Genomic DNA, 23504 nt, shown 5'->3' with positions numbered 1-23504 from the left:
CCCGAGTCCCCCTCCCGCGACGGACCGAACGCGTTTTCGCGCTCGTCCGCGCGATTCGAGTATGAACGACGTGTTGTGGGAACCCGCCGACGGCGCTGGACTCGAACATCTGCGGTACGAAACCGGGCCGCTGTCGGCCGACTCGGTCGTCCTCGGCGTCGACGAGGGAGACCGCTTCCGGATTCGGTACGCGCTCGACTGCGACGCCGACGGACGCGTCCGCTCGGTGTCGGTCGAGTCGTTCGACGGTGAGGCGGGTCTCGAACTCGCCGCGGACGGCGAGGGTCGGTGGACCGACGGCGACGGCGCGCCGATTCCCGAACTCGACGGCTGTTTGGACGCGGACATCTCGGCGACGCCGTTTACGAACGCGCTTCCGATTCGCCGGCTGAACCTCGCTTCCGGCGAGTCGGCGACGCTCTCGATGGTGTACGTCTCGGTTCCGGCGTTCGAGGTTTCGGCGGTCCAGCAGCGGTACACCTGTCTGGACCCGGTCGACGCCGACGGCGGTCGTTTCCGGTACGAGAGCCTGACGAGCGGTTTTTCGGCCGAGATTCCGGTCGACTCCGAGGGGGTCGTCCGCGACTACCCGGACCTGTTCCGACGGACCGACTGAGGAGGACGTTCCGGTTCCGCGCTCACAGTTCGCCTTTCGTGCTCGGCGTGTCGTCGGCGCGGCGCTCGTCGATGCGGGTCGCGTCGTCGAGCGCCCGCGTGAGCGCCTTGAACAGCGCCTCGACCTCGTGGTGGGCGTTGACGCCGCGCTCGACGTCGACGTGGAGCGTCAGGCCGGCGTTCATCGCCAGCGAGTACGCGAAGTGCCGCGCCATGTCGCTCGAAAAGTCGCCGATCCGGTCCTGCGAGAACTCGCCCTCGAAGTCGAAGTGTGGCCGGCCGCTCACGTCGACGACGACGCCGACGACGGCCTCGTCCAGCGGCACCTTCCGGTCGGCGTAGCGGACGATGCCGCGTTTGTCGCCGAGGGCGTCCTCGAACGCCTCGCCGAGCACGATGGCGACGTCCTCGACGGTGTGGTGGTCGTCGACGTGCAGGTCGCCGTCGCACTCCACGTCGAGGTCGAAGAGGCCGTGTTTGGCGAACGCGGTCAGCATGTGGTCGAAGAAGCCGATGCCGGTGTCGACGTCGGCCTCGCCGGTGCCGTCGACGTCGAGCGTGAGGTCGATGGTGGTCTCCGCCGTCTCGCGGAACACGGCGGCCGTGCGGTCGCTCATGCTCGCACCTCGGACGCCGCGCGTATCACCGTTGCGCTCTCACACACCCGCGACGCGTCACCGCGGCCACGCTCACAACCCGACACCGAGATTACACTCGTCTGACGCGAGGCAGACGGCCGTCTGCTACCTTTTGATATGTCTGAAGTGTTTCTCGGCGAGCACCGATGAAGCGCGAACTGACGATAGCGCTCACACTCGTCGTGGGGGTGCTGTTCGTCTCCTCGATGACGTTCACCGGCGTCGTGCTCGGTGTCGTCCTCGTCCTGCTCGCGGCCGTCGGCACCGTCGACGCGCTCGAACGCGGCGTCGGCTGCCGGTTCCGTCACTGACGGTGCCATCGCTGGCAGCGCCGGCTCCGTTACGAACACTGTCGATTCCGTCGCTGACACTGCCAGTTCCGTCACGGACGCTGTCGGTTCCGCCGCTGACGGACAACGTTACGCCGACATCGCCTCGCGGAGCGTGAACTGTCCTTCGTACAGCGCCGTCCCCACGACGACTGCCGCCGCACCCGCCTCGCGGAGCGCCCGCACGTCGTCGACGGTGGCGACGCCGCCGCTGGCGACGACCGGAATGTCGACCGCGTCGGCGAGACGGCGGACTCGGTCCGCCTGCACGCCTTCTAACCGCCCCTCGACGTCGACGTCGGTGAACAGGACGGCTCCGGCGCCGAGCGCTTCGTAGCGGCCCGCCGCCTCCACCGGGTCCAATCCGGTCCCCTCGGTCCACCCCGAGACGACGACTTCGCCGTCTTTCGCGTCGAGGCTCACCATCACCGAGTCGGGATACTCGTCGCTTATCTCGCCGACGACGTCGGGATTTTCGACGGCCGCCGTGCCGAGGATGACCCGGTCGACGCCGCCGTCGAGCAGCGAGAGCGCGTCCGCCGCGGTTCGGATGCCGCCGCCGACCTGCACGTCGACGTCCGTCGCCTCCACGATGGCTTCGATGGCCGCGGCGTTCTCGCGCTGCCCCTCGAACGCGCCGTCCAAGTCCACGAGGTGGAGCGTCTCCGCGCCCTCGTCGACCCATCGGCGGGCCGCCTCGACGGGGTCGCCGTATCGCTTCTCCGTGCCGCGCTCGCCCTGGACCAGCTGGACGACTTCGCCGTCCTGCACGTCGACGGCCGGCACGACCTCGAACTCGGGGAACTGTCTCATAGCCGACGCTGCGGGCCACGGCGAGTAAAACACCTCGGTCGACGACACTCGGCCGACGACACTCGGCCGACCGAGTCGGACACCTGTTCGCGCCCGAACACGACGAGCGCGCCGGAACCGGACGCTTATGTGGGTTTCACGCGAACCATCGTAGCGTGTCGACCCTCCTCTTGGCCGCCGGGATTCTCGTCGCCGTCTTCGTCGGCTTCAACATCGGCGGCTCCAACACCGGCGTCGCGTTCGGACCCGCCGTCGGCAGCGGTGCGGTGTCGAAACTCGCCGCCGGTGGCCTGATGACGGTGTTCGCGCTGCTCGGCGGCTGGACCGTCGGCCGTCGCGTCGTCGATACGCTCGGCAGCGACATCGTCACCGGCGACCCGTTCACGCTGTCGGTGAGCATCGCCATGCTGTTCTTCGTCGGGCTCGCGCTGTTCGCCTCGAACGTCTTCGGCGTTCCCGCCTCCACGTCGATGACGGCCGTCGGCGCCATCGCCGGCTTCGGCCTCGCGTCCAACCGTCTGAACACGGGCGTCGTCCTCGAGATCGTCTCGTGGTGGTTCGTCGCACCCATCGTCGGCTTCTGGGTGAGCGCCGTCGTCGGCCGCTACGCCTACGACGAAATCGCCGCTCGAATCGCCGTCAGACAGTCCGAAGGGCCGCTGTTGGAGTTCGCCCCCCGACCGAAGTTAGGACCGAACACGACGATGCGCGAACTCGGCGGAACGGCGCTCGTCGTCGCCATCGCCTGCTACATGGCGTTCTCAGCGGGCGCGTCGAACGTCGCGAACGCCGTCGCCCCGCTGGTCGGCAACGGGTCGCTGACGATGAACCAGGGCATCCTGCTCGCGGCGGGGTCCATCGGACTCGGGGCGTTCACCATCGCGCGGCGGACGCTCGACACCGTCGGCAACGACCTCACCGACCTCCCGTTGGCGGCGGCGCTGGTCGTCGCCACGGTCAGCGCGAGTCTCGTCACCGTCCTCTCGGGGCTCGGAATCCCGGCGAGTTTCGTCGTCATCGCCACGATGAGCATCGTCGGACTCGGCTGGGGGCGAGCGACCCGCGCCGAAGGGACGACGCTCCCGGGTACGCCCCCCACCGGCGTCGGAACACCTGGGGCGACCAGGTCGACGGAGGCGTCCGCGCAGTCGGCGGCGGCCGCGACCGGGTTCGGAACGGCCGGCGAACTGACCGAGGAACCGCCGCTCGCGCCCACGGAGACGGCGGCGACGGCCGAACTGTACCGACCGGCGACGACGGCTCGAATCGTCTTGCTACAGAATCTCGTCCCGGCGCTCGCGACCGCCGCGGCCTACATCGTCTTCCGGTTCGTGCCCTTCGTGTAACTCGGCTCTCACGTCGTTCACTCGAATGCGGACGGCTTAACAGTCGAACGGGAGTATGCCCCCTACCGTGGTAGAAGCGCTTCTCGTCGTCGGCGTTCTGGTCGCCGTCTTCGTCGGCTTCAACATCGGTGGCTCCTCCACCGGCGTCGCGTTCGGTCCCGCCGTCGGCAGCGGCGTGGTGAACAAACTCGTCGCCGCCGCGTTGATGGCGGTGTTCGCGCTGCTCGGCGGCTGGACCGTCGGGCGGGAAGTCGTCGAGACGATGGGCGGCGAAATCGTCCCGCAGAGCCAGTTCACCCTCGCCGCCAGCGTCGCCGTCTTGCTGTTCGTCGGACTCGCGCTGCTCGTCTCGAACACCTTCGGCGTTCCCGCCTCCACGTCGATGACGGCCGTCGGTGCCATCGCCGGACTCGGACTGGCGACCGACACGCTGAACCAGCCCAAGATGCTCGAAATCGTCTCGTGGTGGATCGTCGCGCCGATTCTGGCCTTCTGGGTCTGCGCCGTCATCGGCCGCTACGTCTACCCGCACCTCGACGCCCGGTTCGTCATCGACAGCAGCGACGGGCCGCTCGTCGAGTACACGCCGCTGCCTCGCCTCGGCCCGGGGACGACGCTGCGCGAACTCGTCGGAGCGGTGCTCGTCGTCGTTATCGCCTGTTACATGGCGTTCTCGGCGGGCGCGTCGAACGTCGCGAACGCCGTCGCCCCGCTGGTCGGCAACGGCGCGGTCCCCATCGACCAGGGCGTGTTACTGGCGAGCGGCGCGATAGCACTCGGGGCGTTCACCATCGCGCGGCGGACGCTCGACACCGTCGGCAACGACCTCACCGACCTCCCCATCCTGGCGGCGCTCATCGTCGAAGTCGTCAGCGCCACGCTCATCACCGTGTTGTCGGCTCTGGGCATCCCGGCGAGTCTCGCGGTGAGCGCGACGATGAGCATCGTCGGACTCGGGTGGGGACGGGCGACCCGCACGGTGACGCTCGGGCAGGCGGTTCGCGGCGAGGGCCCGAAGGTGTCGGTGAACGCGCTGGCGGCCGAACGGCAGGAGGAGGTCCCGCGCGTCGGCGACGAGAGCGACGACCTCACCGCCAACGACCTGTTCGACCCCGGGACGACCGGACGGGTCATCTTCTTCTGGATTCTCACCCCGTCGCTGTCAGCGGTGGCGTCGTTTCTGCTCTTTACGTTCGCCCCGCTGTAACCGCCGGTCGACTCCGAGTTTCGGTTCCTGTGGCCCGAACCACCACACGACTCTGGGCTGAACAGCAAAGTCTAATGGTATGGGTGTCGAACCTGTGCCTGATGCCCACGGTAGAATACCTTAACTACGAAGTACTGGACGACCAGGGTTGGGAGATGGACGACGACGACCTCTTCGACAACGCCGCAGACGCCGGCCTCGACGAAGAGGACTACGGTTCGCTCGACGTCAACGAGGGCGAGTACATCCTCGAAGCCGCCGAGGCGCAGGGCTACGACTGGCCGTTCTCCTGCCGTGCAGGCGCCTGTGCGAACTGCGCCGCCATCCTGTACGAGGGCGAGATCGAGATGGACATGCAGCAGATTCTCTCCGACGAAGAGGTCGAGGAGAAGAACGTCCGTCTCACCTGCATCGGTTCGCCGCAGGCCGAAGAGGTCCGCATCGTGTACAACGCGAAGCACCTCGACTACCTGCAGAACCGCGTCATCTGAGCGGTCGACCGTTCTCACCCAGCATATTTTATCCGAATCAGCCGTCGTAGCCGCCGCTCTCCGCCGGGGAGCGGTCCTATTTCTCGCGCCCACCCGACACGACCACAACACCTATTTTCCCTACCCGCAAGGGCGAATCATGCTCGGTACGATGCCGGATCTGCTGCGTCTGCTCGTCGTTCCCGTCTTCGCGTGGGCGGCGTGGCGGGACGTAGAGACGCGCCGCCTCCCGAACCGCATGTGGCCCCCGCTGGCGGCGCTCGGCATCGTCCTGCTCGGGTGGGACCTGTTGGCGGCGTACCCCTTCGGCCCGCTCGACTCGCTGTTCCTCCTCCAGGTCGCGATCAGCGTCTTCTTCGTCGCGCCTCTCGGCTACGCGTTCTGGTACGTCGGCGGCTTCGGCGCGGCGGACGCGAAGGCGCTCATCGTCCTCGCGCTCCTGTTCCCGACGTTCCCCTCGTATCTCGTCTCGGGCGTCGAACTCCCCCTCGTGGAGACGACGCTCGGCGTCTTCTCGTTCACCATCCTCACGAACGCCGTGCTCGTCGCCGTCGCGTATCCGGTCGCGCTCGCTCTGCGAAACCTCGCGGCGCGGCGGTTCTCGTCGGTGATGTTCGTCGGCCAGGAGGTCACCGTCTCCTCGCTGCCGACCCGTCACGGGAGTCTGTTCGAGACGCCGCGCGGCTACACCCGCGACGGCCTCGACCTCGACGCGCTCCGGATGTACCTACGCTGGCGCGGGACGACGCTCTCGGAACTCCGCGCCGATCCCGACGCACACCGCGACCCGGCGAGCGTCGGCGAGACGCACCCCGTCGGCGACGGGTCGGTCGGCGACGGTCCCGCCGTCGCCGACGGCGGAACGACGCTCGCGGAACACCACGACGGGAGCGTCGACCGCGATTCTCCGGCGGCGTACGACGACCCGTGGGCCGCCGAGGCGTTTCTCGACTCGCTCGACTGGAGCGCCTACGGAACGACGCCCGAGAAACTCCGCGACGGCCTCGACCTCGTGGCGACCCGCGAGCGAGTGTGGGTGATGCCCGGCCTCCCGTTCGTCGTCCCCACGTTCGTCGGCCTGCTCGTCGCGCTCCTCTACGGCGACATCCTGTTCGGAGTGCTGGGCGCAGTCGGACTGGTCTGACCGTCGAAAACGCACAAGACATATCGGCCGGACCCGCTTCTGTGCGAGTATGACCGTCGACGTGGACTTCGGCGAGGACGGCCTCGTCCCCGCCGTCGCCCAGGACGCCGACTCCGGCGAGGTGTTGATGCTGGCGTACGTCTCGCCCGAAGCGCTCGACCGAACCCGGGAGACGGGGCGCGCACACTACTACTCGCGAAGCCGCGACGAACTCTGGGAGAAGGGCGCGACGAGCGGCCACACCCAGGACGTGAGAGAGATTCGCGTCGACTGCGACGCCGACACTCTGCTGTACCTCGTCGACCAGTCCGGCGGCGCGTGCCACACCGGCCACCGCTCCTGTTTCTACCGGACTATCGACGACGAGAACGTCGGCGAGCGGGTGTTCGACCCCGACAACGTCTACTGACCCATGACCGACGCACACCACTCCGCGGCCGACTCCGAGAGCGGTGAGAGCGTCGAACCGACCGTCGACCCCTCGGACCCCTCGAACGCGGGGGCGGTCGCCGACGAACTGGAGGCCGCCTTCGAGGACCGCCGACGCGCCGAGGCGGCCGTCGTCGACGAAGGTGCGGAAACCGTCGAACTCGTCGCCGACGCCTACGACCGAGCGCTGACGCTCCTGGACCGCTACGAGGGCCGCGCCACCGGAACCGGCGACTTCGGCGCGTTCGTCGAGTTCGAACGGAAGTTCGCCGAACTCGTCGAGGACGTCGAGGACGACGCGCCCGCCGCCGACGCGTTCGACGCGGCCAACGACCTCCTCGACCGTCGCCGCTTGAGCGAGAAGCACTTCGACGCCGCCCGCGACGCGCTCGCTCCCGCCGCCGACGTCGCCGCGCTCCTGGCGGAACGAGACGCCGCCCGCGAGCGGCACCGAAACGCCACGAGGGACGCCGAACAGTGCCTCTCGAACGTCGACGACCGCCTCTCGGAGCTCCGACGCCTCGAACGGCTCGGCGAGGCCGACCTCGACGCGCCCGTCGACCGACTCCGCGACCCGGTTCGGGCGTACAGCGACGCGGTCGAAGCGGCGTTCGAGACGTACAAGCGCGACGCGAGCGCCCGGGAGGTGCTCTCGTTCGTCGAAACGGCCGCCGGCTATCCGTTAGTGGACTACGACACGCCGCCCGCCGACGTCCGCGAGTACGTCGACTCGGCCGACGTGGGCGGAGAGCCGATTCCGGACCTGCTGGAGTACGCGGACTACTCGAACTCGAAGCTCTCGCACTTCGTCTCCGACCCGGCGGAACTGAAGGCGCGCGTCGCGGTGAACCGAACCTATCTGAGTCGCCTCGACGGCGGGCCGCTGACGGTGTCGTGGCCGCCGCCGTCGGCCGACGCGCTCCGGTGTCTGGTTCCCGAACTCGTCTCCGTCGTCTCGCGGTTCGCCCCCGAGGACGTCGTCGCTCGGTGCCGAGAGCTCCGCTATCTCCCCGAGAGCGACGACTACGAACGTCTCCGGACGGCGGCGGAGGCCCGCGAGTCGCTCACCGATGCGGAGCGGTCGAGAATCCAGCGCGGCGAGGTGTCGGCGTCGCTCGACGCGTTCAGTACAGTTCGTGACCGCCTGCGTACCACGCTGGACCGGTGCGGGTACGACTCAGAAGCGCCGCTCGACGTCCCTCCGTCTGCGTGACCCGGTCGGCACCGTTCTCTTCGTCTCTCCTCGGCGTCCCTCGCGGCCGTCGCTCGACTCAGGGGTCCGGGAGCGCGGCCGTCAGCGTCGCGCGGGCGTCCTCGGCCAACCGTTCGGCGCGGGCGGCGTCGCGGGCCTCCGCGTAGATCCGGACTTTCGGCTCGGTCCCCGAGGGGCGGACGAGCACCCACGCGTCGCCGTAGTCGAGGCGGTAGCCGTCGATAGTGTTCGGCTGCGCGTCTGCCTCCTCGGCGTACGTCTCGGCGGCGGCGAGCATCGCGTTCAGCTCCGCCTCCGAGTCGTACACGAGGTTGACGCGGACGTTGTGGTAGTCGGTGTACGGTTCGACGATTTCGGAGGGCGGCCGTTCGGCGACGAGTTCGAGGAACTTCGCGCCGATGAACGCGCCGTCGCGGACGAGGCGGTAGTCGGGGAAGAAGACGCCGCCGTTGCCCTCGCCGGCGACGGGGACGGTCTCGCCCTCGGCCCACAGCTCTCGAATCCGGGTGATGAGGTTCGTGCTGCCGATGGGCGTCAGTTCCAGCGTCGCGCCCACCTCGTCGCAGACGTCGACGAGGCGCTGGGAGACGTTGACCGCGGCGACGGTCGTGTCGCCCGCCGAGAGGCCGGCGGCCGAAAGCGCCGCCAGCGAGGCGTCGCCCTCGATGTACTCGCCGCGTTCGTCGAAGAAGATGGCCCGGTCGGCGTCGCCGTCGTGGGCGATTCCCACGTCGGCGTCGGTCGCGCGGACCAGTCGCCCGAGGTCGCCGAGGTTCTTCTCGACGGGTTCGGGATTCCGTCCCGGGAAGTGGCCGTCGGCCTGCCCGTTGACGGTGACGACCTCGCAGCCGAGTTCGCGGTAGAATCCGGGGCTCGTGAGTGCGCCTGCGCCGTGGCCGGGGTCGAGTGCGACCTTGAGGTTCCCGGCGGCGATCTTCTCGCGGTCGACGGTGGCGAGCATCTCCTCGACGTAGTCGCGGTTCGCCGACTCGACGCGGCGCGTCTCGCCGACCTCGTCCCACGCGACGGTGTCGAACTCCTCGGCGAGGATGTGGCCCTCGATGCGTTCGAGGCGCTCGACGACGAGTTCGACGCCGTCGGGGCCGACCAGTTTCACGCCGTTGTACTCCGGCGGGTTGTGCGAGGCGGTGATGACGATTCCCGGAATCCCCTCGACTTCGCAGTAGCGCGTCGCGGCGGGCGTCGGCGTCACGCCGATGCGGTCGACGTCGACGCCCACACTCGCCAGCCCGCTGGCGGCGGCGTTCGAGAACAGCTCGCCCGTCGTCCGGGTGTCGCGTGCGATGGCGGCACGGTCGACGTTCCACACCGTCCCGGCGGCTTTCGCCACCCGGAGCACGAACTCGGGGGTTAGCTGTTCGTTCGCCACCCCGCGCGTTCCACTCGACCCGAACAACTTCATTGGCGGTTGCTCTTGCGGGCAGAAAGAAAGCCGTTCCGGAGACGACTCACCAGACTGTCCAGTCACCGGCCCTCGCTGCGTGCCGTGCCGCGAGTTACCGTGATTCGTTGCCGGACTCCTCGTCGCCGCCGATGTCGAGTTCCGTCTGTGAGAGCGGAACCGCCGTGACGCCGCCCGCGTTGCCGTTGGTGTACGCGTAGATGACGACGCCCGCGTCCTCGTCGACGACGCGTTTGAGCGTGCCGTTGAACTGGTCGTCGCGCGGGTTCGCCGACACCCACCACTGGGGCTGGCGCTCGTCTGTCTCGTCCGTCTCTTCCTCTTCGACCGGTCGAAACTGACCGCTCACGTCTTCGTCCGCTTCGGAGGGGGAACCAAACAGGCCCATGCGCGATACGCGCACCGACCCGTCAAAAAAACTGCGTGTTCGCTCAGCGGTTCAGCGTGTGAATCGCCTGGTCTTCGGCGTTCTCGGCGGCCTCCTGCACCACTTCGGCGAGCGTCGGGTGGGTGTGGATGGTCGCGGCGACGTCTTCGAGCGTCGCGCCCATCTCGACGGCGAGCGCGACCTCGGCGATGAGCTCCGACGCCTCGGGACCGACGATCTGGCCGCCGAGGACGAACCCGGAGTCCTCGTCGGCGACGAGGCGACAGAACCCTTCGGTGTGACCCGTCGTCATCGCGCGGCCGCTGGCGTTGAACGGCATCTGGCCGACGACCGGTTCGAAGCCCGCTTCCTCGGCCTCCGCTTTCGTCATGCCGACCGTCGCGATTTCGGGGTCTGTGAACACCGCGGCCGGGACTGCCTGATAGTCCAGCGCCGCGGGTTCGCCCGCGATGACCTCGGCGGCGACGATGCCCTCCTTGAACGCTTTGTGCGCGAGCATCGGTTCGCCGGCGACGTCGCCGACGGCGAAGACGTGGTCGATGTCGGTCCGCGCGTAGTCGTCGGTTTCGAGGAACCCTCGCTCGTTCGGTTCGAGGTCGATGGCGTCGAGACCCAAGGTGTCCGTCACGGGCGAGCGGCCGACGGCGACGAGCACCTTGTCGGCGGGGTACGTCGACTCCTCGCCGTCTTCGGTCTCGGTGACGACGGTGATGCCGCCGTCGCTGGAGTCGCGCCACTCCGACGCGCCCTCGCCGAAGTGAAACTCGATGCCGAGTTCCTTCGCGCGGCGCTTGACGACGTTCGCCACGTCGTCCTCGTAGCCCGGCAGCGCGTCGTCGAGCATCTCGACGACCGTCACGTCGGTACCGAGTTTGGCGTAGACGGTCGAGAGCTCCATGCCGATGTAGCCCGCGCCGACGACGACGAGACGCTCCGGAATCGTGTCCATGTCGAGCGCCTCGCGCGACCCGATGACGGGGTCGTCCGCGTAGCTGAAGTTCGGAATCTCGATTGGGCGACTCCCCGTCGCGACGATGCAGGAGTCGAACTCGATGCTCTCGCTCCCCTGACCCTCGCCGCCGTGGGCGACGCGGACGCTGTTCTCGTCTTTGAACCTCGCCGTCCCCTTCACGAGGTTGACGCCGTTCGCCTTACACAGCTTCTCGACGCCGCCCGTCAGGCGGTCGACGATGCCGTCCTTCCAGCCGACCATCTGCGCCATGTCGACGGCGGGGTCGGCGTGGATGCCCATCTCCTCGGCGTTGCCCGCCTCGTGGGCGAGGTCCGCGCCGGTGATGAGCGCCTTCGAGGGGATGCAGCCGCGGTTGAGGCAGACGCCGCCGTAGTCGTCCTTCTCGACCAGCGTCGTGTCGAGTCCGCGTTGTGCGGCGCGGATGGCGGCCACGTAGCCGCCCGGTCCGCCGCCGATGACCAGTACGTCCGTTCCGGTTGAGATATCTCCGACGACCATTGTGTTATTCGAGTAGCAGGAGTTTGGGGTTACGGAGGTTCTCCATCACCGTGTTCGTGAACGCTGCGGCGTCCGCGCCGTCGATGACGCGGTGGTCGATGGAGAGCGACAGCGGGAGCGTCTCCTTCGCGACGACGTCGTCGCCGTCCTCGCTCTCTTCGACGACCGGCCGTTTTTCGATGCCACCGAGTCCCAAGATAGCCGTCTCGGGGTAGTTGATTATCGGCGTGGCGTACTCGCCGCCGATGGCCCCGAAGTTCGTGATGGTGAACGTGCCGCCCTGCATCTCCTCGCGGGTCACCTTCCGCTCGCGGGCGCGCGAGGCGAGGTCGTTGACCTCGCGGGAGAGCTGCAGGATGGACTTCTCGTCGACGTTCTTCACGACGGGTACCATCAGTCCGGCGTCGGTCGCCACCGCGATGCCGATGTTGTACTCGTCTCTGACGAGAATCTCGGCGTCGTCGGGGTCGGACTCGTCGAGCGTCGAGTTCAGTATCGGATGCTCGCGCAGCCCGGCGACGATGGCCTTCATCACGAACGGCATGTACGTGAGCTTCACGTCGCGTTCGGCGGCGAGTTCCTTGTACTCCGCGCGCACGTCGACGAGTTCGTCGACGACCGTCGTGTCGTGGTGGGTGACGTGCGGCGCGGTGTACAGCGACTTCTCCATCTGCTGGCCGATGGTGCGGCGGACGCCCCGGTAGGGGATTCGCTCGGCGACACCGTCTTCGGCCGCCTCAGTCGCGGACTCGGCCCCGCCCGCTTCCGCCGCCTCGGCGTCGGCCTGCACCTCGGCCTCGCGGGCCTCGCGCTGGGCCTGCGCGTACTGCGTGATGGCCTCGGGCGTGACGAACGCCTGCCCGTCGCGGGTTTCGTCGGTCGGCACGTCGTCGATATCGATGCCCTCCTCCTCGGCCATCCGGCGCGTCGCGGGCGCGGCGAGCGTCCGGTCGCGTCCGGCGGCTTCGGCGCTCGCGGCCGCTCCGTTCGCGGCCGACTGACCGTCGTCGCGTCGGCTCACGGCGGATTTCTTCTCGTCGGTCGAGACCTCGCGCGGTCCGTCGTCACTTTCCTCCTCACCGTCTTCGACGTCGCTGTCCATGCGGCCGTTGGCGGCGGCCTGCACGTCGGCGTCGGTGACGCGGCCACCGGGGCCGCTGCCGTCGACTGATTGGATGTCGACATTCAGTTCGCGCGCGAGGCGTCGGGCGCTCGGCGCGGCGAAGACGCGACCTTTCGGCGTCTCGGCCCGCTGGTCGGCTCCCTTCTCGGCGGACTCGCCGGCGACGGCTTCGCTCTCGTCGTCGCCGGACTCGTCGGCTTCCGTCTCGGGTTCCGGGGCTTTCTCCGCCGACGCGTCGTCGCCCTCGCCTTCGACCTCGAAGGTGATGATGACGTCGCCGACGGGGACGATTTCGCCCTCCTCGGCGAGCAGTTCCTTCACGGTACCGTTGTACGGCGACGGCACTTCGACGAGCGCCTTGTCCGTCTCCACCTCGGCAACAGCCTGGTCCTCGGTGACGGTGTCGCCGGCCTCGACGAGCCACGAGACGAGTTCGCCTTCGGCGACGCCCTCGCCCACGTCGGGCAGCTTGAACTCCTTGACTCCCATCGGTTAGAACTCCACCGCGTTGCGGATACCTTCTTCGACGCGCGCGGCGTTCGGGAGGTAGTAGTCCTCCAGCGCGTACAGCGGGTACGGCACGTCGTAGCCGGTGACGCGTTCGACCGGCGCTTCCTGGTACATGAGCGCCTCCTCCTGGATGATGGAGGTGATTTCGCCGCCGAGGCCACCCGACTTGGGGGCCTCGTGGACGACGACGGCGCGGCCGGTCTTCTTGAACGACTCCACGATGGCCTCGCGGTCGAGCGGCGAGACGGTTCGGAGGTCGACGACCTCCACGTCCACTTCTCCTTCGAGATTCTCGGCGGCCTCCATCGTCGCGCGAGTCATCGCGCCGTAGGTGAACACGGAGACGTCGGTGCCTTCGCGGCGGACCGCCGCCTCGCCGATGGGGACGGTGTAGTCGTCCTCGGGCACCTCGCCGCGGAACGCGCGGTAGATGAGTTTCGGTTCGAGGAAGATTACGGGGTCGGGGTCGCGAATCGCGGAGATGAGGAGGCCCTTGGTGTCGTACGGCGTCGACGGCATGACGACCTTCAAGCCCGCCTCGTGCGCGTAGAACGCTTCTTTGGACTCGGAGTGGTGCTCCGGGGCGCGGATGCCGCCGCCGTACGGGGCGCGAAGCACCATCGGTAGCGTGTAGCGGCCGCGCGAGCGGGTTCGGAGCCGCGACATGTGGCTCACTATCTGGTCGAATCCGGGGTACATGAACCCCGAGAACTGGATTTCGGGGACCGGCTTCAGGCCGTAGGCGGCCATGCCGACCGCGGTGCCGATGATGCCGGACTCCGCGAGCGGCGTGTCGATGACGCGGTCGTCGCCGAACTCGTCCCAGAGTCCTTCGGTGGCGCGGAAGACGCCGCCGTTCTTGCCGACGTCCTCGCCCATGACGATTACGTCGTCGTCCGCCTGCATTTCGGTGTAGAGACCGTCCCGTACCGCCTGAACGAGCGTGAGATTCTGCGATTGTGTTGCTTGTGCCATCAGTCTTCGAGGAAAGCTTCGTCGCCGTACTGTTCACGAATCGATTCGAAGTCGGCCATCTGCTCGCGGAGGTCCGCGGGCATCTCGGCGTAGACGTGTTCGAACATCTCGGTCGGCTCCGGACGTTCGACGGACTCGGCGGCCTCGATGGCCTCCGCGACTTCCGCCTCGACCTCCTCGCGGATGGCGTCGACGGACTCGTCGTCGAGTCGCCCCGTCTCGCGGAGGAACGCCTCCAGTCGCGGGATGGGGTCTTTCGCTTTCCACTTCTCGACTTCGTCGTCGTCGCGGTACACCGTCGGGTCGTCCGCCGTCGTGTGCGCGCCGAAACGGTACTGCACCGCCTCGATGAGCGTCGGGCGAAGTTGGCCCTCCTCGGGATTTTTCGCCTTCTCGACGGCCGCGTTCGTCACCTGGTACACCGCGAGCGGGTCCATGCCGTCGACCTGTACGCCGTCGATACCGTAGGCGACGGCCTTCTGAGCGATGGTCTCGCTGGCGGTCTGGCGTTCGCGGGGCACCGAAATCGCCCACTGGTTGTTGTTACAGAAGAAGATGTTCGGCGTGTCGAACACGCCCGCGAAGTTGACGCCCTCGTGGAAGTCGCCCTCGCTCGTCGCGCCGTCGCCGAAGTAGCAGATGAACGCGTTGTTCTCTCCTTTGAGTTTCGAGGCCCACGCCGCGCCCGTCGCGTGCGGAATCTGGCTCGCGATGGGGACGGCGACGGGGAAGATGTTGACGCCCTCGCCCATCTCGTTGCCGGCCTCGTGGCCCATCCAGTAGAGGAGCGTCTGCTTCAACGGCAGGCCGCGGACGACCGCCGCGCCGTGTTCGCGGTAACTCGGGAACATCCAGTCGTCCTCGGCGAGCGCGAACGAACTGCCGATCTGCGCGCCCTCCTGTCCCGACAGCGGCGGATACGTCCCCATCCGCCCCTGCCGTTGGAGGCTCACCGCGCGCTGGTCGAAGTGCCGCGCCAACCGCATCTGCCGGTATATCTCGACGAACTCCTCGTCTTCGAGGTCGGGCACCTCGCCGACGACGGAACCGTCTTCGTCCAGTACCCGAACCATCTCGTCGGGGTCACGCTGAAGCGTGCTCACGGGAGTACCCACCTGCACATGGTCGAACAGTCTCCCGCCCGAGTTATAGGGTTTTCGTAAATAATTTACTATAGTCAGAAATTCTGCCGACCACGCCGAATCTGTCCACGACGACGCAGTAAAATTTCCCTTTCAAAATATTCTCGGGGGTAACTAGCCGCTTCGCGTGATTATCTCACCACATTCCGGAGTATAATGGACAAATGGGAAAGATTGATTCGCATCTGCGAGGTGCTACGACAGTAGTTCCCGCGTGACTCCCTCTCACGGCCCTTACCGGCCGAAGACGGTTACTCGGTCTTCGCCCTTGACGCCCCGACTCGCGGCGGCCGATTCGGCGCGTCAGGCGCCGTTGGTACGCGACTTTCGCTCCGGTCGCTACTCCGCAACTCCGTCGTACCGGCGAACGACGTCGTAGACGGCGTCGGTGCCGAACTCGACGGATTCCACGGGGATGCGCTCGTCGGCGGCGTGGACCAGCGACTGGAAGTCGAAGTCGGACGGCAAACTCATCGGCGTGAAGCCGTAGCTCTGGACGCCGATTCGCGCCAAGATGCGCCCGTCCGTCGCCGCCGGGAGGACGTACGGCACCGGGACCGCGTCCTCGTCGGCGTCGCGGAGCACGTCGTCCAAGAGACCGAAGAGTCCCAAATCCGTCTCCTCGGGGCCCTCCTCGAAACGTTCCACCTTAACGTCGACGCCGTCGCCCAGCAGGTCGCGGAGTTCGGCGGCCACGTCCTCGCCGGTCTGGCCGGGCAACAGGCGACTGTCGACGGTGAACTCCGCTCTCGCGGGGACGACGTTCATCTTGTCGCCGCCGCTGAGGATCGTCGCGTTCGCGGTGTTGTGCAGCAGCGCCTCGAACGTCCCCGCCTCGTCGCCGAGCGCCGCCAAGGAGTCGTCCACGGTTTCCGGCTCTTTCAGCCCGCGAAGGACCGCGGCCGTCTCGTCGTCGACCGCTTCGGCCATCCGGTCGAGCATCTCCTCGACCGGCGGCGTCAGATGGTAGGGGAGGCGTTCGCGGTCGAGTGTCACGAGCGCCTCGCCGATACGGCCGACGGCGTCGCCGCGACTCGGCCGCGAGGCGTGACCCGCCTGCCCCGTCGCGCTCACGCGGACCCAACACACCTGCTTCTCGTTGACCTGCACCGGGTAGAGGCGCGCGCCCGCCAACTCCATCGGGTAACCGCCGAACTCGCCGAGGGCGTATTCGACGTCCTCGAACAGTTCGGGGTGCTCTTCGACGAGAAACGCCGCGCCCTCGTCGCCGCCGGCCTCCTCGTCGGCGAGCAGGCAGAGCACGAGGTCGCCCGCGAGGTCGACGTCGTCGCGGGCCGCGCGGAGGAATGCCGCGACGAACATCGCCACGCCCGACTTCATGTCGAGTGCGCCGCGGCCCCAGACGTAGCCGTCCTCTTCCACTCCCGCAAACGGCGGGTGCGTCCACGACTGGTCGCTGGTCGGCACCACGTCGACGTGGCCGTACAGCATCAGCGCGGGCGCGTCGCCGCCGGGGAGGCGAGCGACGAGACTCGGCCGGTCCGGAGTCTGCGCGTAGAGTTCGGAGTCGATGCCGGCGTCGGCCAACAGGTCGGCGGCCCACTCGATGCACGTGCGCTCCGCGCCGGGCGGGTTCGTCGTGTCGAAGCGAATCAGTTCCTGGAGGAGTTCGGCCGGGCGGTCACAGAGGCTGGCGTCGACGGTCGGCTCGCCGTCGCCGACGTACTCGCCGGGTTCGTTCGTCATCTGTCGCTACGCTCGCACCGGGGTGTGATAAGCGCTCACGCGGCGGCGATTCGGTCCGCTTCTCGGTTCTAAATGCTCGACCCGCCGCGACCCCACAGCAGCCAGTAGCCGCCGTAGAGCAGCGCACCGAGGACGACGAGCGTCAGGACGGCTTCGACGATGGTCGCGACGAGGCCGACGAGAAAGCCCAGTGCGCTCACGGCGACGAACAGCAGGAGCAACACGAGCGCGACGCGGAGGAGGGAACTCACCATAGTGTAGCATGGGTGCCGCGGGTACATGACTGTTTACCGCTCCGTAGCAGTTATCCAGACGCCTCAGTTCCCGGCCGCCGCACGCGCTTCCGCTCTCGCTCGCTCGACGCTCTTGCCGTCGCGCAGGAGGGCGTCGACGAACAGCTCGCCCGCCTTGTACGACGACCGGACCATCGGTCCGGAGGCGCAGTAGAGGAAGCCGAACTCGTCCTCGGCGACGCGCCGCCACGTCTCGAAGGCGTCGGGGTGGACGTAGTCGAACACGTCGAGGTGCGAGCGCGAGGGCTGGAGGTACTGTCCGAAGGTGACGATGTCGACGTCGGCCTCGCGGAGGTCCGACAGCGTCTGGTAAATCTCGTGGTGGTACTCGCCGAGGCCGAGCATCAGACTCGTCTTCGTGTAGCTGTCGGACTCGCGCTCGACCTGTTCGAGCACCGACAGCGACTGCTCGTAGTTCGCCCGGCGGTCACGAATCGGCCACTGGAGGCGTTCGACCGTCTCGATGTTGTGCGCGATGACGTCCGGTTCGGCGTCGATTATCTTCCGGACGAGTCGCTCCTCGCCCTGGAAGTCCGGAATCAGCACCTCGACGAGCACTTCGGGGTCGCGTCGCTTGATCTCTCGAATCGTCCGCGCGAAGTGACCCGCGCCCTGGTCCGGGAGGTCGTCGCGGTCGACGGAGGTGAGGACCACGTAGTCGAGGCCGATTTCGGCGACGGCCTCGGCGACGTTCGCGGGTTCGTCGGGGTCGAGCGACTCCATTCCTCCCGTCTGCACGTCGCAGAAGTTACAGCCGCGAGAGCAGCGGTCGCCCATCAGCATGAACGTCGCCGTCCCCGGGCCGTCTCGGCCGCTCCAGCACTCGCCGAGGTTCGGGCAGTTCGCCTCCTCGCAGACCGTGTGGAGGTCGCGGTCCCGAAGCGTCTGCTTGATCTCGGTGAACCGGCGACCGGACGGCGGGCGCATCTTCAGCCAGTCCGGTTTCCGCCTGTAAGCCATACGTACCCCTACGGGTGGGCGTGCAAAAACGTGATGATACTCGGGGTGTCGTCGGTACGTCGAGCGTCGTTCGGAACCTACTGCGGTCGGTCCGAGTCGTTCCCGCCGATGTAGGAGACGCCGTCGTCGGCGAGCCACCGGAGCAGCGCCGCGACCTCCTCGGGGCTCTCGACGGTCGCCGTCGCGCCGATGTCCTCGTCGCCGACGTAGACGCTCACGCCGCCCGCGGACGCGATAGCCTCGAACGCCGACCGGTCGCCGACGTCGTCGCCGACGTACATCGGGAGGTAGCCGTCGGCCGCGGCGGCGAACGCGTCGACGACCTCGCCCTTGTTCGTCTCGACGTCGGGCTTTATCTCGACGATGGCGCGTCCAGACGCCGTCACCAACTGGTCGTCGCCGTGTTCGTCGACGACCGCCTCGACTCGCTCCGTGACCGCCTCGGCGCGGTCGGGAGCGCGTCGGAAGTGGACCGTCGTCGTCCAGCGCTTGTCTTCGACGGCGACGCCGTCCTCGTCGGCCAGTTCGTCTTCGAGCCGCGTCCGCACCTCCTCGACGACCGGTTCGGCCGCCTCGGCCTCGGGGTGGACCTCGATGTCGCCGTCGCCGTGGTCGGTCTCGATGCCGTAGTTACCGGCGTAGGTGACGTCGCTCACGTCGACGCGGTCGCGCACGTCTTCGAGCCCGCGGCCGCTGACGACGGCGAGCTTTATCCCCGGAGCCCCGCGGAGCCGCTCGACTAACTCCGCGTTCGTCGGCGTTATCGTCGCCTCCTCGGGGTCGTCGACGATGGGCGCGAGCGTCCCGTCGAAGTCCAGACAGAGCAGGAGCCCCTCGTGGTCGGGCAACCGCGTCTGGAGCACGCCTATCGTCTCCGTCACGCCGTCCTCGGGTCGGAACCGTTCCGTACCGTTCGGGTCGCTCACGATTTCGTCTCCTGTCGGTTTCGGTCGTCGGTCTGCTCGGTGTTCATCCGTCGAAGCCCCTGGACGGTGCCCAGAAGCGACGCCAGCCACGTGTCGAGGTCGTTTTCGAACACGGACTCCCTGAGCGCGTCCATCCGCCGCTCCCGCTCGTGGTCCGGCATCGTCAGCGCCTCCTCTATCCTGTCGGCCAGCATCGCTTCGTCGTACGGCTCGATCGTCACCGCCGTGTCGCCGAGTTCGCCGTGCGCGCCCGTCATCCGGCTCAGCACCAGCACCCCGTCGTCGGTGTCGCCGTCGGCTTGCGCGGCGACGTACTCCTTGGCGACGAGGTTCATCCCGTCGCGCACCGGCGTGACGAGCGCGAGGTCGCTGTGGGCGTACAGGCCGTACAGTTCCGGATTCGTCAGGTGCTCGTCGATGCGGACGACCGGCCGCCAGGAGTCGGTGGCGAACCGCTCGTTGAGGCGGTCGATTCGCTCGTCGACTTCCGACTGGAGGCGCTGGTACTCGGGGATGTCGGAGCGGCTCTCGGTCGCCTTCTGGACGTACGTCAGCCGCTCGCGCCACTCGGGACGCGTCTCGAACAGGTGATAGAGCGCGTCGAGGCGCTCGGGAATCCCTTTCGTGTAGTCGAGTCGGTCGACGCCGACAGCGACGCGGGAGTCGTCCGGAATCCCGTACTCGGTTTTGAACTCCGACCAGAACGACTCGTCTCGCTCGCCGGCCAACCGGCCGATGCGCTCGGCGTCGACACCGAGCGGGAAGGCGCGGACGAGCGTCGTCTCGCCGTCGTACTCGACCTCACCGCTGTCGGTATCGACGCGGGCGTCGTCGAAGCACGCGTCCACGCAGGCGAGGAAGTTCTCGACGTAGCGCTCGGTGTGAAAGCCGATGAGGTCGTTTGCGAGCAGACCGTCGAGCAGTTCGCGGCGGTTCGGACAGACGCGGAACGTGTCCCACGTCGGCCACGGGATGTGCCAGAACTGAAACAGCGTCGTCTCCGGCAGCGCCTTCCGCGCGTGCGAAGGCGCGAGCGCGAGGTGATAATCTTGGAACCAGACGACCGACTCCTCGTCGGCCTGCTCGACGACGGCCTCGGCGAACTGCTCGTTGACCTCCTGGTAGCGCGACCAGAAGCGGTCCTCGAAGTTCGTTTTACCGACGAGGTCGTGACAGAGCGGCCACAGCACCTGGTTGCTGTAGCCGTAGTAGTACTCGTCGACGGCGTCGTCGGAGAGCCACACCCGACGGAGCGTGTAGCTGGGGTCGTCCGGCGGAACGCGGACGCAGTCGTTCTCGTCGGTCACTTCGGCGTCGGCGTCGCCGTCTCCCCAGGCGATCCAGGTGCCGTCTATCTGCTGCATCACCGGGTCTAAACCGGCCGTGAGGCCGCCGACCGGGCGGTCGACGACGATTTCGCCGTCCTCGTGGCGGTGGCTGTACGGCTGGCGGTTCGAGACTAACACCAGAGAGGACTCGAAGGCGTCGATGGGCGTGTCGGCGACGCCCGCCGACTCGGATTCGTCGGGGCTCATCCTCGTTCCACCCGCGGCGACGCGTTCGTGGTGTTCGCGGTGTTCGCGGTGTTTGCGGCGTTCGCGGTGCTTGCGACGTTCGCGGTGCTTGTGGCGGTTCGAGCGTCCGACTTCGCTGTCGTCGTGCTCGCGACGCTTCTGTCGGAGAGGACACCGACGGGCGTTCCGTCCTCCGGTCGACGCATGCAGTCGTACACCGCGTCGAGCGCTCCCTCCCAGGAGGAGGCGTATCGGACCGTCCGCTGGCCGACCGCCTCCCCGGCGGACTCGCGACACCGAATCTCCCACCGCCGCCTGAAGCGCTGCGGCGTCGCGACCCGTTCGATTTCCACCCGGAGACCGTCTCGTTCGAACGCTACCGCCTCGCCCGGCACACGTACCCACTCGTTCGGCACTCGTCCCTCGATAAACTCTCTGAGCGCGTCCATTACGGTACTTTATAACACACCGACGAAGGGGATGCTGATTGTGCCTGTATATACGCGCCCTTTCAACCACATAGAACAATCGTGAATATATGTCTTCGTGACTGTCCGGCCGGGCGATACTCGTCGGTTGCAGGAGTCCGCCAGTAAGTTCAATTCCGTCCACGCCGACCGACCCTACATGAGCACTATCGCGGAGGTCGAATTCCCCGCAGACGAGTTCGCGCTTCGTCACGCACTCTCCTCGGTTCCGGAGGCGGAGTTCGAGGTCGTCCGACTCGCCGCCCACGACGCCGACCACGTGATGCCGTACGTCCGCGTCTCCGGAACCGACGCCGACACGATGACCGAGGCGCTGGAAGCGGACCCGAGCATCGAGAACGCCGAACTGCTCGACGACCTCGACGACGAACTGCTCTACCGGATGAACTGGGTCGACAACATCCGCGTCATCATGCACGTCCTCCTCGACGAGGGCGGGACGGTCATGGAGATGTACGGACAGGGAACCCGGTGGCACCTCCGCATCCTCTTCCCGACCCGGGACGCGCTCTCTGCGACCCACGAGTTCTGCACCGACAAGGGACTGACGTTCTCCATCAAGAACATCTACGACCTGAGGCAGTCGACGGGTCGCGGCGAGTTCGGACTCACGGAGAACCAGTACACCGCGCTCGTGACGGCGGCCGAGCGGGGCTACTTCGACGTCCCGCGCGACGTGACGATGAGCGAACTCGCCGCCGACTTGGGCGTCTCCCAGCAGGCGCTCTCCGAACGGCTCCGCCGCGGTCACAAGACGCTCGTCGAGAGCGCACTCCGCGTCGGCGACTCGTCGTTCGGTGACGACTCCTGAGTCGGGAATCGTCTTCTTTTCGACACAGTGTTTTATTCCACAATTCGAGACGGTTACTCACGGACCGGCAGAGATTTATTATGCATGAAGAATGAGAGAACGATAATACGATGTTCGACCTCACGACAGAGGACATCACGGAGGGGTCGATATCCCGTGCATTGGTCGTCCTCGCTGCCCCGCTCGTCATCCAGAGCTTCACGCAGGTCGTCCAGCAACTGGTCGACGTGTTCTGGCTCGGCCGCTACGGCGAGAACGCCGTCGCCGCCGTCGGACTGAACTACCCGATAATCAGCATCGTCGTCATCCTCGTTACCCTCGCGCCGTTCGTCGGCACGCAGGTCATCGTCTCCCAGCGCGTCGGCGGCGACGACGCCGCCGGCGCGAGACGCGTCGCCTTCCACGGGACGACGATGGCGCTCGCCTTCGCCTTCGTCGTCGGCGCGGTCACGTACGTCGCCGCACCCTCCATCGTGCGACTCGTCGGTGCCGACCCCGCCTTCGCCGGGATGGCGGCGGTGTACCTCGCCACGTACGCGCTCGGGATGCCGTTCGTCGCCGTCAGCGACACGCTCGAAGGCGCGTTCACCGGGTGGGGAGACTCCCGCGCCGCCCTCTACGTCACCCTCGTCACCGTCGTGACGAACCTCGTTCTCGACCCGTTTCTCATCCTCGGCCTCTGGGTGTTCCCGGAGCTGGGCGTCGAAGGAGCGGCGCTGGCGACGGTCGCGGGGTTCGCCGCCGGGATGACGCTCGCCGTCGCGCTGGCGGTCGGCCCGCGAGACACGTTCTCGCTGTCGCTGGCCGACGTCGGCTTCGACCCCGCCGAGTACCGCGAGATTCTCGACGTCGGCGGACCGCTGGTCGGTCAGCGCATCGCACAGGACGCCGTCCGCGTCTTCGTCGTCGGCATCGTCGCCGTCGCCGGCGGCGCGGCCGGACTCGTCGCCTACACCGTCGGCGCTCGAATCGCCAGTGTCGCGTTCATCCCCGCGGGCGGCCTCCAGCAGGCCTCTCAGAGCATCATCGGCCAGAATCTCGGCGCGGAGAACCCCGAACGCGCCAATCGGACGACGTGGACCGGCGTCGCCATCGCCGCGGTCGGTCTGGGTCTCGTCGGCGCCGTCCAGTGGGTCGTCCCCGAGCCGCTGACGACGCTGTTCGTCCCCGACGTCTCGGAGGCCGCGCTCACGCTGAGCGTGCAGTACCTCCAGATTCTCGCGCTCGGCTACTGGGCGCTCGGCGCGACGTACATCTTTCTCGGCGGCTTCAACGGCGCGCGGAAGACGAAGACGAGTCTCGTCGTCTCGCTCGTCCAGTACTGGGGGGTTCGACTGCCCGTCGCCGCACTCGGCGTCTACGTGTTCGACGTGGGCGTCTCCGCCGTCTTCTGGGCGGTGACGCTCTCGAACGTCGCCGCCGCCGTCGGCGCGGGTGCGTACTACTACTACACGACGAGCGACGGGATGTTCGAGCGTGCGGCCTCGGCCGCCGCCGGCTCCGGCGGTGCCGACTGAGTGGACGATTCGAGTAAGGAAACGCCTTTGT

General features: G+C 67.7%; 24 protein-coding genes. 10 read left to right on the top strand and 14 right to left on the bottom strand.

Annotated elements, in window-relative coordinates; genetic code table 11:
- The first annotated feature begins 61 nt into the window (after positions 1-61).
- Entirely contained in the window at positions 62-616 is a 555-nt protein-coding gene (locus tag FCF25_RS06430; RefSeq protein WP_137047762.1) for a putative glycolipid-binding domain-containing protein, read from the top strand.
- Positions 617-638: 22 nt separating this feature from the next.
- Here FCF25_RS06430 and hisB read toward each other — a convergent pair whose 3' ends face one another.
- Entirely contained in the window at positions 639-1232 is a 594-nt protein-coding gene (gene hisB / locus FCF25_RS06425; protein ID WP_117593903.1) for an imidazoleglycerol-phosphate dehydratase HisB, read from the bottom strand.
- Between the two features lie 167 nt (positions 1233-1399).
- Between hisB and FCF25_RS15525 the strand changes: the two genes are divergently transcribed.
- On the top strand, positions 1400-1564 hold the full coding sequence (locus FCF25_RS15525) for a hypothetical protein (protein WP_157972697.1): 165 nt from the start codon (positions 1400-1402) through the stop codon (positions 1562-1564).
- A gap of 108 nt (positions 1565-1672) precedes the next feature.
- Here FCF25_RS15525 and hisA read toward each other — a convergent pair whose 3' ends face one another.
- A complete protein-coding gene (gene hisA, locus FCF25_RS06420) occupies positions 1673-2395 on the bottom strand; it encodes a 1-(5-phosphoribosyl)-5-[(5-phosphoribosylamino)methylideneamino]imidazole-4-carboxamide isomerase (RefSeq protein ID WP_117593905.1) in 723 nt (240 codons plus the stop codon).
- A 155-nt stretch (positions 2396-2550) separates the two neighbouring features.
- Here hisA and FCF25_RS06415 point away from each other — a divergent pair, with 155 nt between their 5' ends.
- The 6 genes from FCF25_RS06415 to FCF25_RS06390 all read left to right on the top strand — a co-directional run bounded on the left by FCF25_RS06415 (position 2551) and on the right by FCF25_RS06390 (position 8225).
- Complete coding sequence (locus FCF25_RS06415) at positions 2551-3741, top strand: inorganic phosphate transporter (RefSeq protein WP_137047760.1); 1191 nt, start codon at positions 2551-2553, stop codon at positions 3739-3741.
- A gap of 67 nt (positions 3742-3808) precedes the next feature.
- Positions 3809-4948 carry an inorganic phosphate transporter gene (locus FCF25_RS06410; RefSeq protein ID WP_117593909.1) on the top strand — a complete coding sequence of 380 codons (1140 nt, stop codon included), beginning with the start codon at positions 3809-3811 and terminating at the stop codon, positions 4946-4948.
- 101 nt (positions 4949-5049) lie between these two features.
- Complete coding sequence (gene fer / locus FCF25_RS06405; protein WP_117593911.1) at positions 5050-5439, top strand: ferredoxin Fer; 390 nt, start codon at positions 5050-5052, stop codon at positions 5437-5439.
- Between the two features lie 139 nt (positions 5440-5578).
- The gene (locus FCF25_RS06400; protein ID WP_137047758.1) at positions 5579-6583 is read left to right on the top strand and encodes an A24 family peptidase; all 1005 of its coding nucleotides are present in this window, start codon (positions 5579-5581) and stop codon (positions 6581-6583) included.
- Positions 6584-6632: 49 nt separating this feature from the next.
- On the top strand, positions 6633-6992 hold the full coding sequence (gene hisI / locus FCF25_RS06395) for a phosphoribosyl-AMP cyclohydrolase (protein ID WP_137047756.1): 360 nt from the start codon (positions 6633-6635) through the stop codon (positions 6990-6992).
- Positions 6993-6995: 3 nt separating this feature from the next.
- Positions 6996-8225, top strand: coding sequence for a hypothetical protein (locus FCF25_RS06390; RefSeq protein WP_137047755.1), 1230 nt, complete (start codon positions 6996-6998; stop codon positions 8223-8225).
- Between the two features lie 58 nt (positions 8226-8283).
- On the opposite strand, the gene glmM is transcribed toward FCF25_RS06390, so the two are convergent.
- The 12 genes from glmM to FCF25_RS06330 form a co-directional block, all read right to left on the bottom strand.
- Positions 8284-9648 (bottom strand): phosphoglucosamine mutase, encoded by a 1365-nt coding sequence (gene glmM / locus FCF25_RS06385; protein ID WP_117593921.1) that lies wholly within the window; start codon positions 9646-9648, stop codon positions 8284-8286.
- Positions 9649-9742: 94 nt separating this feature from the next.
- Positions 9743-10036 (bottom strand): hypothetical protein, encoded by a 294-nt coding sequence (locus FCF25_RS06380; protein WP_117593923.1) that lies wholly within the window; start codon positions 10034-10036, stop codon positions 9743-9745.
- A gap of 43 nt (positions 10037-10079) precedes the next feature.
- Positions 10080-11507 carry a dihydrolipoyl dehydrogenase gene (gene lpdA, locus FCF25_RS06375; RefSeq protein ID WP_137047753.1) on the bottom strand — a complete coding sequence of 476 codons (1428 nt, stop codon included), beginning with the start codon at positions 11505-11507 and terminating at the stop codon, positions 10080-10082.
- A gap of 4 nt (positions 11508-11511) precedes the next feature.
- Positions 11512-13119 (bottom strand): dihydrolipoamide acetyltransferase family protein, encoded by a 1608-nt coding sequence (locus FCF25_RS06370; protein WP_137047752.1) that lies wholly within the window; start codon positions 13117-13119, stop codon positions 11512-11514.
- A gap of 3 nt (positions 13120-13122) precedes the next feature.
- A complete protein-coding gene (locus FCF25_RS06365) occupies positions 13123-14115 on the bottom strand; it encodes an alpha-ketoacid dehydrogenase subunit beta (RefSeq protein ID WP_137047750.1) in 993 nt (330 codons plus the stop codon).
- Positions 14115-15218 carry a pyruvate dehydrogenase (acetyl-transferring) E1 component subunit alpha gene (gene pdhA, locus FCF25_RS06360; protein WP_137047748.1) on the bottom strand — a complete coding sequence of 368 codons (1104 nt, stop codon included), beginning with the start codon at positions 15216-15218 and terminating at the stop codon, positions 14115-14117. The genes FCF25_RS06365 and pdhA overlap by 1 nt, the downstream gene beginning before the upstream one ends.
- A gap of 378 nt (positions 15219-15596) precedes the next feature.
- Positions 15597-16964, bottom strand: coding sequence for a M20/M25/M40 family metallo-hydrolase (locus FCF25_RS06355; protein ID WP_137047746.1), 1368 nt, complete (start codon positions 16962-16964; stop codon positions 15597-15599).
- A 68-nt stretch (positions 16965-17032) separates the two neighbouring features.
- Entirely contained in the window at positions 17033-17218 is a 186-nt protein-coding gene (locus tag FCF25_RS06350; protein ID WP_137047745.1) for a hypothetical protein, read from the bottom strand.
- Positions 17219-17281: 63 nt separating this feature from the next.
- Positions 17282-18217: a lipoyl synthase gene (gene lipA / locus FCF25_RS06345; RefSeq protein ID WP_137047743.1), complete on the bottom strand. Its 936-nt coding sequence runs from the start codon at positions 18215-18217 to the stop codon at positions 17282-17284.
- A gap of 77 nt (positions 18218-18294) precedes the next feature.
- On the bottom strand, positions 18295-19143 hold the full coding sequence (gene otsB / locus FCF25_RS06340; RefSeq protein WP_217353100.1) for a trehalose-phosphatase: 849 nt from the start codon (positions 19141-19143) through the stop codon (positions 18295-18297).
- The gene (locus FCF25_RS06335; protein WP_117593941.1) at positions 19140-20678 is read right to left on the bottom strand and encodes a trehalose-6-phosphate synthase; all 1539 of its coding nucleotides are present in this window, start codon (positions 20676-20678) and stop codon (positions 19140-19142) included. Before FCF25_RS06335 ends, otsB begins: the two co-directional genes overlap by 4 nt.
- Positions 20675-21106: a hypothetical protein gene (locus FCF25_RS06330; RefSeq protein WP_137047741.1), complete on the bottom strand. Its 432-nt coding sequence runs from the start codon at positions 21104-21106 to the stop codon at positions 20675-20677. The genes FCF25_RS06335 and FCF25_RS06330 overlap by 4 nt, the downstream gene beginning before the upstream one ends.
- Before the next feature lie 178 nt (positions 21107-21284).
- Between FCF25_RS06330 and FCF25_RS06325 the strand changes: the two genes are divergently transcribed.
- Together FCF25_RS06325 and FCF25_RS06320 are read left to right on the top strand one after the other, a co-directional pair.
- Positions 21285-21956, top strand: coding sequence for a helix-turn-helix domain-containing protein (locus FCF25_RS06325; protein ID WP_137047739.1), 672 nt, complete (start codon positions 21285-21287; stop codon positions 21954-21956).
- A 110-nt stretch (positions 21957-22066) separates the two neighbouring features.
- A complete protein-coding gene (locus FCF25_RS06320; protein ID WP_117593947.1) occupies positions 22067-23473 on the top strand; it encodes an MATE family efflux transporter in 1407 nt (468 codons plus the stop codon).
- Positions 23474-23504 lie beyond the last annotated feature (31 nt).

The sequence above is a fragment of the Haloprofundus sp. MHR1 genome, assembly GCF_005155585.1.
Taxonomy (GTDB): Archaea; Halobacteriota; Halobacteria; order Halobacteriales; family Haloferacaceae; genus Haloprofundus; species Haloprofundus halophilus.
Note: the sequence above shows the minus strand (reverse complement) of the source record. Positions and strands in the feature narration are given on the sequence as shown.

What these genes read in the sequence shown, in the direction of transcription:
- lpdA (WP_137047753.1), bottom strand. Translation starts at nt 11,507, where the DNA reads ATGGTCGTCGGAGATATCTCAACCGGAACGGACGTACTGGTCATCGGC.
- FCF25_RS06350 (WP_137047745.1), bottom strand. Translation starts at nt 17,218, where the DNA reads ATGGTGAGTTCCCTCCTCCGCGTCGCGCTCGTGTTGCTCCTGCTGTTC.
- hisI (WP_137047756.1), top strand. Translation starts at nt 6,633, where the DNA reads ATGACCGTCGACGTGGACTTCGGCGAGGACGGCCTCGTCCCCGCCGTC.
- hisB (WP_117593903.1), bottom strand. Translation starts at nt 1,232, where the DNA reads ATGAGCGACCGCACGGCCGCCGTGTTCCGCGAGACGGCGGAGACCACC.
- FCF25_RS06335 (WP_117593941.1), bottom strand. Translation starts at nt 20,678, where the DNA reads ATGAGCCCCGACGAATCCGAGTCGGCGGGCGTCGCCGACACGCCCATC.
- glmM (WP_117593921.1), bottom strand. Translation starts at nt 9,648, where the DNA reads ATGAAGTTGTTCGGGTCGAGTGGAACGCGCGGGGTGGCGAACGAACAG.
- FCF25_RS06320 (WP_117593947.1), top strand. Translation starts at nt 22,067, where the DNA reads ATGTTCGACCTCACGACAGAGGACATCACGGAGGGGTCGATATCCCGT.
- fer (WP_117593911.1), top strand. Translation starts at nt 5,050, where the DNA reads ATGCCCACGGTAGAATACCTTAACTACGAAGTACTGGACGACCAGGGT.
- FCF25_RS06370 (WP_137047752.1), bottom strand. Translation starts at nt 13,119, where the DNA reads ATGGGAGTCAAGGAGTTCAAGCTGCCCGACGTGGGCGAGGGCGTCGCC.
- lipA (WP_137047743.1), bottom strand. Translation starts at nt 18,217, where the DNA reads ATGGCTTACAGGCGGAAACCGGACTGGCTGAAGATGCGCCCGCCGTCC.
- FCF25_RS06400 (WP_137047758.1), top strand. Translation starts at nt 5,579, where the DNA reads ATGCTCGGTACGATGCCGGATCTGCTGCGTCTGCTCGTCGTTCCCGTC.
- FCF25_RS06430 (WP_137047762.1), top strand. Translation starts at nt 62, where the DNA reads ATGAACGACGTGTTGTGGGAACCCGCCGACGGCGCTGGACTCGAACAT.
- FCF25_RS06330 (WP_137047741.1), bottom strand. Translation starts at nt 21,106, where the DNA reads ATGGACGCGCTCAGAGAGTTTATCGAGGGACGAGTGCCGAACGAGTGG.
- FCF25_RS15525 (WP_157972697.1), top strand. Translation starts at nt 1,400, where the DNA reads ATGAAGCGCGAACTGACGATAGCGCTCACACTCGTCGTGGGGGTGCTG.
- hisA (WP_117593905.1), bottom strand. Translation starts at nt 2,395, where the DNA reads ATGAGACAGTTCCCCGAGTTCGAGGTCGTGCCGGCCGTCGACGTGCAG.
- FCF25_RS06380 (WP_117593923.1), bottom strand. Translation starts at nt 10,036, where the DNA reads ATGGGCCTGTTTGGTTCCCCCTCCGAAGCGGACGAAGACGTGAGCGGT.
- FCF25_RS06355 (WP_137047746.1), bottom strand. Translation starts at nt 16,964, where the DNA reads ATGACGAACGAACCCGGCGAGTACGTCGGCGACGGCGAGCCGACCGTC.
- FCF25_RS06390 (WP_137047755.1), top strand. Translation starts at nt 6,996, where the DNA reads ATGACCGACGCACACCACTCCGCGGCCGACTCCGAGAGCGGTGAGAGC.
- FCF25_RS06365 (WP_137047750.1), bottom strand. Translation starts at nt 14,115, where the DNA reads ATGGCACAAGCAACACAATCGCAGAATCTCACGCTCGTTCAGGCGGTA.
- FCF25_RS06325 (WP_137047739.1), top strand. Translation starts at nt 21,285, where the DNA reads ATGAGCACTATCGCGGAGGTCGAATTCCCCGCAGACGAGTTCGCGCTT.